Origin of the sequence: uncultured Adlercreutzia sp. (assembly GCA_910585575.1) — a bacterium.
GTDB lineage: Bacteria > Actinomycetota > Coriobacteriia > Coriobacteriales > Eggerthellaceae > Adlercreutzia.
On record CAJUFS010000074.1, the window covers coordinates 1 to 12,041 of the forward strand.

Sequence of the window (12,041 nt, forward strand, 5' to 3'; positions counted from 1 at the left end):
GCCTGCTTCACCATGTACTTCCGCGACTACCCCTTCAAGGGCGGCTACGCGGTGGCCTGCGGCATGGCCCAGCTGGCCGACTTGGTGGAGAGCTTCCGCTTCTCGGACGATGACATCGCCTACCTGGCCTCGCTCGACGCCCCCGGGGGCGGCCGCCTGTTCGATCCGGAGTTCTTGGAGTACCTGCGCGCCCTGGAGCTTTCCCTGGACATTGCCGCGGTGCCCGAGGGCACCATCGTGTTTCCCCACGAGCCGCTCGTGCGGGTAACCGGTCCCATCATGCAGTGCCAGCTTATCGAGACGGCGCTGCTCAACATGGTGAACTTCCAAACGCTCATCGCCACGAAAGCGGCCCGGGTGTGCCGGGCGGCCCAGGGGCGCCCGGTGGCCGAGTTCGGCCTGCGCCGGGCCCAGGGTCTCGGCGGCGTCTGGGCGTCGCGGGCGGCAGTGGTGGGCGGTTGCGCCTCTACCTCCGACGTGCTGGCCGGCAAGCTCTTCGACATTCCCGTCTCGGGCACCCACGCCCATTCTTGGGTCATGTCCTTCGACGACGAGCTGACGGCCTTCCGTGAATATGCCCGGGTGTTCCCGAACAACTGCATTCTGCTCGTTGATTCCTACGATGTGGAGCAGGGTATTAAGAACGCCATTACCGTGGGCCTTGAGATGAAGGAGCGGGGCGAGCGCCTGGCGGGCATTCGCATCGATTCCGGCGACCTTTCGTGGCTCTCCAAAATGGCCCGCTCGATGCTCGACGAGGCGGGGCTGACCGACTGCGGCATTGTGCTGTCCAACGATTTGGACGAGTACACCATCAAGTCCATCTTGGACGAGGGGGCCGACGTCATGTCCTTCGGCGTGGGCACGAAGCTGGCCAGCGCCTACGATCAGCCCACCCTGGGCGGCGTGTACAAGCTCTCGGCTGTGCGCGCTACGCCCGATGCTCCGTGGACGAACCGTCTGAAAATTTCCGAGTCGGCGGCGAAGCTCACGACGCCGGGCGTGCTCGATGTACGCCGCTACTACCAGGCCGACGGCCATATTGCCGGCGACATGGTGTTCGACGTGAATGCGATGCCCGACGAGCGCGAGGTTATCGTCGATCCGCTCGACGATCTGCGCCAGAAGAATCTCCAGGGGCTGCGTTTCGAGACGCTGCTGAAGCCCCTGGCCCAAGAGGGCCGCGTAGTACTCGACGCTGAGGGCCGCTCGGCCATGGCGGCGCGGCGGCGGGCCCAGGAAGGGCTCGAGGCGCTCGATGAGAGCCAGCTGCGCATCCTCAACCCTCATACCTATCCGGTGGGTTTGGAGCTCGGTCTCAACGAGCGGCGCCGCCAGCTTGTCGCTGAGTTGCGTCACATTGTATAACCGCAGGCCAAGGCGGTATCGTACCGACGCCGCCGGTGCCGAGAGGGACGGTTTTGCCGTCCAGGAAGGGGTCTGGAATGGCCGACTGCCATCTGATCATCGACTCATGCTGCGACTTGCCCGCTGAGATGGTCAAGCGCGACGGCGTCACGCTGATGAAGTTTCCCTATATCGTCGACGGGGGCACCTACGAGGACGACTTGTTCGAGTCGAGCTCAGCCGAGGCGTTCTACAATGCCATGCGCAAGGGTGCCGAGCCCTCGACGGCCCAGGTGTCGCTGCAGACGCTCACCGAGACGTTCACCGAGGCGGCCAAGGCCGGCGTGCCCACGGTGTACCTGGCGTTTTCCAGCGGCCTTTCGGCCACCTTCGATGCCGCCTGCGTCGTGCGCGACCAGGTTCTGGCCGAGTACCCCGATTTCGAGCTGCATCTGGTGGACACGCGCTTGGCCTCGGTGGCCGAGGGTCTGCTCGTCTACGAGGCCCTCGTGCAGCACGAGAAGGGCATGACCGCCTCCGAGCTGGCCCAGTGGGCGGCCGAGGCGCGCTGCTTCGTGAACGAGGAGTTCATGGTGGACGACTTGAACGCCCTGCGCCGCGGCGGTCGCATTCCCGCCTCGGTGGCGGTGGCCGGCGCCGCCTTGGACGTGAAGCCCCTCCTCAACATCGGCGAGGACGGCACGCTGGCCCTCATCGGCGTCGCCCGCGGCCGCAAGAAGGGCATCAAGCAGCTGGTGGAGTACTACAAGAAGAACGCCGACCCCTCGGGCCCTAGCCATGCGGTCGTCATCGGCCAGGCCGACTGCCCCAAAGATGCCCAGCGCCTGAAAGAGCTGCTGATGAAGGAAGACCCGAACCTGCTGTGCCTCGAGTGCAGCATCGGCCCCACCATTGGCAGCCATGTGGGACCCGAGATGCTGGCCGTGGTATTTTGGGGACGCGATAAGCGCGAGAACGTGTCGGTGGCCGATCGCATTGCGCGCAAAGTGAAGGGAGAGCGATAGGTATGGCGAATCTCTACGCCTATGTGGGCGCGCCGTCGTTTATCGGAGCGGTGGAGCCGCGCCTTGAGGCAGCCGGCTTCAAGCGCGTGCAGGATGTGGCCTCGGCATCGTTGGTGGTGACCTTCTGCACCTCCCAGACGGCTTTGGAGGACCTGTACTTCGGTGACGACGGACTGGTCACCGTGATGGCGCCGGGTGCCGTGCTGATCGACCTGTCAGCCACGACGCCGAACTTCGCCCGCGAGATCAACGCCGTGGCCACGGTGAACGACCTGGTGATGGTGGAGGCCCCTCTGACGGTGCGCTCGCTTGTGGCCGATCCGGCCTTCGGCACCGACAACCTCATGGCGCCCGTGGCCTGCGAGGGTGACGTGCCCGTGGAGGCCCAGGCGCTCCTGGAGGCGGTGTTCGGCGAAGTGCGCGATGCCGGAGCGCCGGGTGCGGCTCAGCTGGTGCGCGCCGGGCACACCTTGGAGCTGGCGGCTCATTTGGTGTCGGTCATCGAGGCGCAGGCGCTGAGCGACGCCGTGACGCGCAGCGTGGGTACGGCGGGCAAGCTGGATGTGCGCTTGGACGGCCATGAGGCCGATCCCGTGGTCCGTGCCCTGCGCGAGAAGCGCTTTGTCGGCGCCTACACAGTGGAGATGCTGCTGGCCGAGTTGTCGTCGGCGCTGATGGCCGCCGACGACGCCGAGCTTATTCTGCCTCAGGCCGAGGCCATGATGCATCTTTTGGAGCTGCTGGCTGTCATCGGCGGGGCCGATATGGCTCCGGCGGCGTTGACGCTCATCTACCACGAGGAGGCCGAGGGGGCGGCGGCCGGTCTTGACTGGACCCGCGCCGAGCAGGCCTACGGCCAGCGCCCCTCCGAGGAGGACGACTGGGATGACGATTTTGCCGACGACTGCGGTTGCGGCCACGACCACGGCTTCGATGATTTTGACTTCTCGAGCAACTAGGGGATGCGGGGCGTCCGGGTACTCGTGCGGTCAGATGGCTTTCTGAGATGAGCATGCAGCATTGTGAGCTTTGTCCGCGCCGCTGCGCCGTCGATCGAGCGGCGGGCGAGCGCGGCGTATGCGGTGCGCCCGCTGAGCTGCGGGTGGCACGGGCGGCCCTTCATTTTTGGGAAGAGCCGCCTATTTCCGGCGATGACGGCAGTGGCACTATCTTCTTCGCCCACTGCCCGCTGCGCTGCGCGTACTGCCAGAACGCCGACATTGCCCTGGGCGAGCAGGGGCGCCCCGTGTCCGTCGAGCGCCTGGCTGCCATAATGGGGCAGCTTCAGGAGGCCGGGGCGCTCAACATCAACTGCGTGACGCCCACCCATTACGCGCCGCTGATCCGCGAGGCCGTGGGACGCGCCCGGGAAACGGGCATGGCGCTGCCGGTGCTGTGGAATACGAGCGGCTATGAGACCGTCGAGGCTATTCATGCCAACCGCGGCTTTGTCGACGGGTATCTGACCGACTTCAAGTACGCCGATGGGGGGCTGGCGGCGGAATATTCTCGGGCCCCCTGTTACCCGGAGGTGGCCCTTGCTGCGCTCGAGGCCATGGTGGAGGTGGCCGGCGAGCCCCGTTACGACGAGTATCGCGGCCAAGAGCGCCTGGTGGGCGGAGTAGTAGTACGCCATCTGCTGCTGCCCGGGGCGCTGGAGAACTCCAAGGCCGTTGTGAAGCTGCTGCACGAGCGCTTCGGCTCTGCCGTGCGGCTGTCGCTTATGAACCAGTACACGCCCGTGATTTCCCGTTTTGCCGCCGAGGGGAGCGCGAGGGCGGTGCGAGCCCTGGAGCGCTCTCCCCAGTTGGCGCAGACGGTGCCGGAGGCTGAATACGAGGAGCTGCTCGACTATGCCGATGATCTGGGCGTTGCGGACTACTTCTGGCAAGAGGGGGGCGCTTGCGAGGAAAGCTTTATCCCGACTTTCGATTTCACGGGAGTGGAGGAAAAGTGAGCGGTGCCTAGCCACCGAGCTTGCGCTTGGGTACCATGGCGGAAACGGTTTCTTACCGACCGAATGTCGCGAGGCCCCGTGCGGGGAACCTCGGTTTCAATGGTCTTCTGAAAGGAGACACCGTGATTAAGATTGTGACCGATTCGGTGGCCTCGATTCCCGCCGAGGTGGCGCGCGAGCGCGATATCGAAGTGGTATCCCTCTACGTGAACCACGAGGGGCGCGAGTACATCGACGCTACCATGGACGTGGACCGCTTCTACGAGAACATCCACGCTATGGCCGACAACCCGCCCTCCTCGAGCCAACCCTCGCAGCATACGTTCGACCAGCTGTTCGAACGGGCGGCGGCCGCGGGCGACGAGGTGCTGGGGGTGTTCATCTCGTCCAAGATGTCCGGCACCTTCGAGGGCGCCATTCGCAGCGCGCGCCGCTGCAAGGAGCGCTTCGATGAGTTCCGCTGCGCCCTGGTGGATTCCACAAGCAATTGCGGCGACGAGGCCTTTCCCGTGCTCGATGCCGCCGACGCCCGCGATGCCGGGGCCGATTTGAGCGCCTGCACCGAGGCGGTGGTCGAGGGCGTGAAGAGCTCGCGCTTTTTGTTCGTGCCGGAGAGCCTGGCCTTCCTAAAGGCCGGCGGCCGCATCGGCGGCGCGGCGGCGCTGTTGGGCAGCTTGCTGCAAATTACCCCCGTGCTGACCGTGGCCGACTGGGAGGCGACGACGTTGGCAAAGGTGCGCACCACGAAGAAGGCCATGGCCCATATGGTGAAAGTGTTCCAGGAAGATGTGGCCGCCCACGGCCTCAAGCGCGTGGTGGTGCACTACATCGGCTCGGCGGCGCCGGCCCTCGAGTGGGCGCGCGAGGTGATCGAGCCTCTCGTGGGACGCGCCGTGGAGGTGATGCCGGTGAGCCCCGTCATCGGCACCCACGTGGGACCGGCCGTGGGCATTGCCTACGAATGCGAGCAGCCCTTAACGGGCAAGCTGACGGGCTCCACGGACGAGCTGGTGTTCTGCCTGTAGCGGATCAATCTTTCGAAGGGCGCGGAGGGCGGCGGCGACGCCCGCACCTTTGCGTTTCAGCCCTGCACGCGTAAAGCGGCGAGGCTTTCTTGCATTTCGGTGAGGTTCTTCCAGAAGCGCTTGGGAGACTGTCCGCGTTAGGAGCGATCGGTGGTATCGGCATTCTCGACGAGGTTGATGAGCTCTTGGTGCGAGTGGACGCCCAGCTTGGCGTAGATGTGGCTCACGTGGGTTTTCACCGTGTTGTAGGAGACGACAAGCTCTTCTTCGATAAACCGAATGTTGCGACCGCGCGCCAGGTACTCGAAGACTTCCTGCTCCCGTGCTGTCAGCTCGTGGAGACGCCCCAGTTCCTCACAGCGCTTCTCCAGCGAGATCGTTTCGCCTTCTTCGGTGGTAACGGTGAGCTGGGGCGGAAGGGGAGCGAGCCCTTGCAGAGTGGCGGTGAAGGGGCGCCCATCGAGGGCGATGGTCAGGTAGGCGACGATGAAAAAGACGACGAAGACGATAACGCCGGAGGCGAGAAGCGGGTCGGTGGCAAAGCCGTTAGCGAGTCGCCCGAAGTTGGCGCCCAGGAGCGTACCCCAGGAGGCCATGGCGCTTCCCCAGGCCATCACGGGCAGGGCGGCCAGAGGGTTTTTCGCGCTGAGGGCGATGAGCATGTAGTACATGAACATCTCGAAGAATCCGGTGCCGCAGGTGAGAAGGAGGTTGGCGGCATCAGTGGTAGCGCCTCCCAAGGTGATGAGGAGGAACCCCGCCACCGAGCAGAGAATGGAGAGCTGGAAAAGCGTCTCAGGGCTGAGTGCCCCTTTGCGCACAAGAGCCCACAGGAAGATGGCAGCCAGGGGCACAAGGGCGCCGAGCGTCAGCAGCGGCGTGCGCTCGAGTTCGCCAAACGTGAGAGTGAAGCCGTAGATAAAGCGGAAAAGCAGCAGGGTGAGAAAGAAGCGGTGCTCGAAGGGGAGGAACGAGGCGGGAGAGGTGAGGGCCAGCTCGGCCGGACTTCCCTGGGTATAGGACTGATCCAAAACGGGTCGGGCGAAGCGCGCGACCATGAGGACGCTGGCCAAGGGCAAGATGAAAAAGAGCGCCACACCCGTTGTCTGGGCCAGGAGAGCGAAAAGGGCACGGAGGGCGTAAGCCCCCACATAGGCGCCGATGGCGATGAGACCCACGGCGCGAAGGTCGAGGGAAAGGCAGCTGAGGCCCACCACGATGCTTGCCAGGCCCACGGCCACGGTGCCCAGAGTGGCCGCAACAACAACAGCGGGGATGTTAGAGAGGGCGAGGCCGATGATGGTCAGGATGCCTCCGCCTACCGCTGAGGCCACGGTCGCGCCCAGCACGGGACGGCTGCCAAAAAGCCACGGACGCCAATAGGAGCAGAAGGCCAAAGCGGAGAGGACGATGCCGCTGGCGATGGCGCTTGCCTCCCGATTGCCGGTCCACAGATGATCGAAGCGCGGAAAGACGCTGTAGTTGAGCAGCCAATAGGAGGCGAGGACCAAGGCGAGGGCGACTGCGCACAGAAGTCCGCGACTTGCTTGATCGGTTTCGACCGATATGCGCCCGGGGGCGCTCTCGCGTCCCTTGGTTCCAACAGCGTGCATGTTCCCCTCCCTCGAATCGCGGAGTTATTCTAGCAAAAAAGCGCTTGAACTGCGCGAATATCTTGCGTAACGAGGGAAATCACCCGAGTCGTATGAGAGAAATACCCAGGGAATCACCCGACTCATCCGATGGTTTTTCCGCCGCCGCCCCGTAGGATGGGGCACGTTCGAAGGCGAGCAGATTGAGGACGACTCGCCGTGTTGAAAGCGCAGGATCTTCGGTGAGGAGAGCCTGCAGGGAAGGGGATCTATTATGAGCAACGAGCAGTTTTCTGTGAGTCGCCGCGCGTTTCTGGGTCTGGGCGCCGCTGCGGCTGGTATGGCCGCCCTGGCGGGTTGCACGCCCCAGGCGCCGGCAGAGCCGGGCGCACTGTCCGAGACGGGTGGCGATGACTGGCTGGGTGCTGAGCCCGAAATCGCCGAGGATGAGATTGTCGAGACTATCGACACCGAGGTGCTGGTGTGCGGCGCGGGCACGTCCGGCCTGTTCGCCGCGTGCGCTGCTGCCGAGAACGGGGCCAAGGTAGTGTGCCTGGAGAAGGGCAGCATTGGCGGCGGCGTGCGCGACAACCTGGGATCGCTCAACAGCCGCCTGCAGAAAGAAGCAGGCTGCGAGATTGACGAGAACGAGATCTGCAACGACCTCACTCGCTACGCCAACGGTTACGTGAACCCGCGCCTCTACCATATTTGGGCGCAGAACTCCGGCGAGGCCGTCGACTGGTACGAGGATCGTTTGAACGAAGCTGGTTTCGAGCTGTTCTTCGAGGCGGCTGACAAGGCGAAGCCCTCGCGGTACAAGCATTGGGCCACGGGGCACATTCCCAGCTGGCCGGCGGATGCGGAGTTTGCGGGCTTGTCCGATGTGGTGAATGGCAAGATCGTCCTGGGCGATTATGCCACCGCCCATGGGGTCGACTTCCGCTTCCTGACCCCCATGGTGCGTTTGCTGCACGAAGACGGAAAGGTGACGGGCGCCATTGCCAAGGGCGAGAACGGCTACATCAAGGTCAACGCCTCCAAGGGCACCGTGGTGTGCACGGGCGGCTACGCGCGCAACGACGAGATGCTGGCGGCTTTGCAGCCCCAGACGCTGAAGAAATACTCGCTGTCCATCGCCATCGACGGCACCACTGGCGACGGTATCAAGGCGTGCCTGTGGGCCGGAGCGCACATGGACGAGATGCACACCGCCATGGTGTTCGACCGCATTGCCGTGAAGCCCGACGAGTACGGCGGATCCGATACCGTGGGCTCGCTGTTCTGGATGGGCTCGAACCCCTGGCTGAAGGTGAACCTGAACGGCGAGCGCTTCATCAATGAGTCGGCGCCCTATGACTATGTGCTGAACGCCGCGCTTACTCAGCCCCACCACACCATTGTGGACATTTGGGATTCGGATTACGAGCAGTACCTGGAGAACTTCGACATCCACGGCTGTGCCCGCGTGGTGCCCTTCGACAACGGTGCCCCCACCAATATGACGCTGGACGTGGTAAAGGGCATGAACGAGGGCCTTCTGGCCGAGGGCTACATCGTGCAGGCCGATACTATCGAGGAGCTGGCCGAGGGTCTGGGCATTCCCGCGGAGAACCTGAAGAAGACCGTGGAGCGCCAGAACGAGAACTTCGACAACCAGGTTGATCCCGACTTCGGCAAGGAGGATTTCCGTCTGTCCGCCATCCGCACGCCTCCGTTCTTTGGGGTGCGCACCTCCGGTTATATGCTGTGCACCTTGGACGGCATTACCATCAACGAGCAGTTCCAGGCGGTCAACGATGATGGCGAGGCTATCGAGGGCCTGTATGTGGCCGGCGTTGACTCGGGTTCGTACTATGCAGGCACGTACCCCAACATGTCCACGGGCAACTGCTGCGGACGCTCGGTGACCTTCGCCCGCATGATTGGCAAGGCCTTGGCCGCGAAGTAAGCTGAATGCCGCGATGCCCGAGGTGGCGGCTTGCGAACGTCGCTCGCGCATCGACGCAACGGATTCGGCGTAGACTGCGCCCTCTTTGATGCGGCGCGCTCTTCACCTTCCCTCCCTGGAAGAGCGCGCCGTTTTGCTTGAGGGAACGAGCGCTCAAGAGGCGATTCGTCCTTGGGCTGCCCTTCCTAGCCCTGCACGCGTAAGGCGGCGGGGCTTTCTTGCATTTCGGTGAGGTTCTTCCAGAAGCGCTTGGGCATGAAGTGGCGGCGCAGCTCGGGGTTGTAGCGGGCGTCGATGGACACGCAGCGGTAGAACGTGCGCCAGGCCTCGGCATACAGGGTCTCCTCGGCGGTGGGGTCGGGCAGGGGCAGCACGAGGTTCTCGGTGCTGCCGGTGTTCACCAGGTACCAGTCGCCCCCGTCGTAGACGCCGGCCAGATGGTGCACTTCGTCGTAGATGATGAAGGGCTGCACGCTGAAGCGCTCGACGAAGTGCGGCATGATGAGGGGCACGACCGATGCCTTGGGGTTGCAGCGGGCGAACCAGACGTCGTGGGCGCTGTCGTCCCGCAGATGCTGGAAGCGGATGAACTGCCGCATGTGCTCGCACTCGTTGTCGACGGACCGGGTGATTTTGAACAGCGGCTCAACAGCGGGATGGGAGATGTCCGAGAAGGCGGCGGCGCGTCGCTTGGGACAGGGGCCTTTGCCCCGGGCGCCGGGACAGCTGGCGCTCTTGCGGCAGGTGGCGCAGTCGCGGCGTTTCTGCTCGTCCATGGCGTAGCGCACGAAGCGATAGGCCGCGGTACCGGCGTGGGGCTCATCGGAGAGGGCCGCGCGCTTCACCGCCTCGAAGCTATAGGAGCCGCATTGGCTGCGGATGCCCGTGGCCACGCGCTGGGCGTGGGACTCGTTCGTGTCGATATAGGCCACGCGCTGCCCGAGGCGCGGCTGCAGCACGCGGGCGGGGGCCACGTCCGAGGGGTACTCGTGGTTGGCATAGGCGGCGAAGATGGCCGACAGCAACCCTTCGAGGGTGCCGTCATAGGCGTAGGCTACCTCATCGTAGAGTTCGGGGGAGGGTTGGATGCTCATGGCCGTTACCCCACCTGAAGGAGGGGGCTGCCAGTTGCGGGTTGGTGGGGGCCGGGAGTGGTGGCTGCTCCGCTGCGCGCAGCGCTCGAGACCCTTTTGGCGCTGCCCTTGTGCTTGGGTGCGCCGTGGGGCGCCGTGGCGGGAAGAGGGCTTGCGGCGGCGGGGCTGCCGACGCTGCTTGCGGGACGGTTCGTGGCGCTGAGAGCTTGTCGCTGCGCCTCGAAGGCCGTCTCCAGGGCGGCCTTGTTGGCGGCGGAGGTTTCGGGGAGCGCGGCGGCTTGCTCCACCGATTCGAACAGCGCCATCTGCCCCGGAGTGGTTTTCGCGGCGCGACGGCCGTGACGACCGCCTTCGATAGGAGCCGACAGGTGGGCGTGCAGAGCCTCGCGGGAGAAGTCGATGCCTGTGCCGCCGTAAGCGCCGTTCATGGTGATGAAGTAACGGGCGCGCTTGTAGGCGATGCCCAGCTTGCGCAGTTCGGGCTCACCCAGAGTGGATTGGCGGCGGGCCCGCAGGATGAGCTTCGCCCCGCGCACCCCGATGCCGGGCACCCGCAGGAGTGCTTCGAGCGGGGCCGTGTTCACCTCGACGGGGAAGAAGTCCAGGTGGTTCAAGGCCCAGTTCGCCTTGGGGTCGATATCGGGCTCGAGGAAGGGGTGCTCCTCGTCGATGATCTCGCTGACGTCGAAGCCGTAGAAGCGCATGAGCCAGTCAGCCTGGTACAGGCGGTGCTCGCGATTGAGCTGCACGGCGTCGGTGGCTGGCAGCAGCGGATTTTTCACCACGGGCAGGTAGGCACTGAAGAACACGCGCTTCAAGTGCAGCTGCGTATAGAGCGCCGCCGAGAGCCCCAGAATGTGAAAATCGCTTTCCGGCGTGGCGCCGATGATCATTTGGGTGGACTGCCCAGCGGGGGCGAAGGCTCGGGCGCGCCGCACCGGCTTGGCCAGCGATTGATAGATGGTGAGGCTCTTGCGCTTGCGGGCGCGAGATTCCTTGTCGTCGGCGATGGAATCGTGGATATGGCGCATGGGGGCCAGAATGGACGCGCGGGACTTCGCCGGCGCCAAGAGCCCCAGGCTTTGTTGGCTGGGCAGTTCGAGGTTCACCGACAAGCGGTCGGACAGGCGCCCCAGCTGGTCGAGCAGCTCCACCGAGGTGCCGGGGATGGCCTTCGCGTGAATATAGCCGCGAAAGCCGTAGTCTTCGCGCAGAATGCGCAGGGCCTCGACCATCAGCTCGGTGGTGCGATCGGGGCAACCGACAACTCCCGAGGAGAGGAAGAGCCCTTCGATGTAGTTGCGGCGGTAGAAGCCGATAGTAAGATCGGCCAGCTCCTGAGGGGTGAAGGCGGTGCGCTTCACTTCGGTGTTGCTTTTGCGGTTGACGCAGTAGGCGCAGTCGTAGGTGCACACGTTGGTGAAGAGCACTTTGAGCAGCGTGATGCAGCGCCCGTCGGGGGTGAAGGAATGGCAGCAGCCTGCCGCCCTGGTGGCGCCCAGCTGCCCTGTGCGCCCTGAGCGGTCTACGCCCGACGAGGTGCAGGCCACATCGTATTTGGCCGCGTCGGCGAGAATTTCGAGCTTCTCGATAACGTTCAAGGCGCCTCCCTTTATCGCACACCTGTTCGCACGAAAGAATGTACGCTATACTACCCGAATAAATGTTCGAATGCAATGGGATGGACGGCAATAGTTGAGAAGGGGCACCCTGCGCTACGAGGCGGGAGGGCGCCCTTCGGGGGGGGGCGTGAGGAAGCGTGCTTTTTTGGGGGCGTCAGGGTTTGGGGCTGCCGTGCAAGGGTTGCGTGGCCCGTACTCAATCGGCTTTTCTGCCGTACAGGCTCCATGGGCTATAATGGCTCCAATGAAAATGCGGCTTGGCGGCTGCCTGGTGAAAGGGGACCTGCGTGAACAACTACCAGCAGGAGTTTATCGAGTTCATGGTGGAAAGCGACGTGCTGAAGTTCGGCGACTTCACGCTGAAGAGCGGCCGTCAGTCTCCCTTCTTCATGAACGCCGGCGCCTACGTCACAGATCGGAAGAGCACA

At 64.4% G+C, this 12,041-nt stretch carries 9 protein-coding genes; 6 read left to right on the top strand and 3 right to left on the bottom strand.

Annotated features, from left to right (window positions below; all coding sequences use genetic code 11):
* From QZ307_RS09300 to QZ307_RS09320, 5 genes are all read left to right on the top strand, one after another.
* Positions 1-1,368, top strand: a 1,368-nt coding sequence (locus tag QZ307_RS09300) for a nicotinate phosphoribosyltransferase (RefSeq protein WP_295999083.1), incomplete at its 5' end; no start/stop codon positions are given.
* A 77-nt stretch (positions 1,369-1,445) separates the two neighbouring features.
* Complete coding sequence (locus tag QZ307_RS09305; RefSeq protein ID WP_295999086.1) at positions 1,446-2,372, top strand: DegV family protein; 927 nt, start codon at positions 1,446-1,448, stop codon at positions 2,370-2,372.
* A 2-nt stretch (positions 2,373-2,374) separates the two neighbouring features.
* On the top strand, positions 2,375-3,331 hold the full coding sequence (locus QZ307_RS09310) for an NAD(P)-binding domain-containing protein (protein ID WP_295999088.1): 957 nt from the start codon (positions 2,375-2,377) through the stop codon (positions 3,329-3,331).
* A gap of 47 nt (positions 3,332-3,378) precedes the next feature.
* The gene (locus QZ307_RS09315) at positions 3,379-4,329 is read left to right on the top strand and encodes a 4Fe-4S cluster-binding domain-containing protein (protein WP_295999091.1); all 951 of its coding nucleotides are present in this window, start codon (positions 3,379-3,381) and stop codon (positions 4,327-4,329) included.
* Between the two features lie 122 nt (positions 4,330-4,451).
* Positions 4,452-5,354, top strand: a complete 903-nt coding sequence (locus QZ307_RS09320; RefSeq protein WP_295999094.1) for a DegV family protein — start codon at positions 4,452-4,454, stop codon at positions 5,352-5,354.
* A 137-nt stretch (positions 5,355-5,491) separates the two neighbouring features.
* Here the strand turns inward: QZ307_RS09320 and QZ307_RS09325 are convergent, their stop codons facing one another.
* Entirely contained in the window at positions 5,492-6,967 is a 1,476-nt protein-coding gene (locus QZ307_RS09325; protein ID WP_295999097.1) for a helix-turn-helix transcriptional regulator, read from the bottom strand.
* A 253-nt stretch (positions 6,968-7,220) separates the two neighbouring features.
* Between QZ307_RS09325 and QZ307_RS09330 the strand changes: the two genes are divergently transcribed.
* Positions 7,221-8,897 (top strand): FAD-dependent oxidoreductase, encoded by a 1,677-nt coding sequence (locus QZ307_RS09330; RefSeq protein ID WP_295999099.1) that lies wholly within the window; start codon positions 7,221-7,223, stop codon positions 8,895-8,897.
* Between the two features lie 185 nt (positions 8,898-9,082).
* Here the strand turns inward: QZ307_RS09330 and QZ307_RS09335 are convergent, their stop codons facing one another.
* Positions 9,083-9,991: a TIGR03915 family putative DNA repair protein gene (locus QZ307_RS09335; RefSeq protein WP_295999102.1), complete on the bottom strand. Its 909-nt coding sequence runs from the start codon at positions 9,989-9,991 to the stop codon at positions 9,083-9,085.
* A 5-nt stretch (positions 9,992-9,996) separates the two neighbouring features.
* A complete protein-coding gene (locus tag QZ307_RS09340; RefSeq protein WP_295999104.1) occupies positions 9,997-11,592 on the bottom strand; it encodes a putative DNA modification/repair radical SAM protein in 1,596 nt (531 codons plus the stop codon).
* Positions 11,593-12,041 lie beyond the last annotated feature (449 nt).

Excerpts from the sequence above, each read along its gene's own strand:
- QZ307_RS09315 (WP_295999091.1), top strand. The coding sequence starts at position 3,379 with ATGAGCATGCAGCATTGTGAGCTTTGTCCGCGCCGCTGCGCCGTCGAT.
- QZ307_RS09335 (WP_295999102.1), bottom strand. The coding sequence starts at position 9,991 with ATGAGCATCCAACCCTCCCCCGAACTCTACGATGAGGTAGCCTACGCC.
- QZ307_RS09330 (WP_295999099.1), top strand. The coding sequence starts at position 7,221 with ATGAGCAACGAGCAGTTTTCTGTGAGTCGCCGCGCGTTTCTGGGTCTG.
- QZ307_RS09325 (WP_295999097.1), bottom strand. The coding sequence starts at position 6,967 with ATGCACGCTGTTGGAACCAAGGGACGCGAGAGCGCCCCCGGGCGCATA.
- QZ307_RS09305 (WP_295999086.1), top strand. The coding sequence starts at position 1,446 with ATGGCCGACTGCCATCTGATCATCGACTCATGCTGCGACTTGCCCGCT.
- QZ307_RS09310 (WP_295999088.1), top strand. The coding sequence starts at position 2,375 with ATGGCGAATCTCTACGCCTATGTGGGCGCGCCGTCGTTTATCGGAGCG.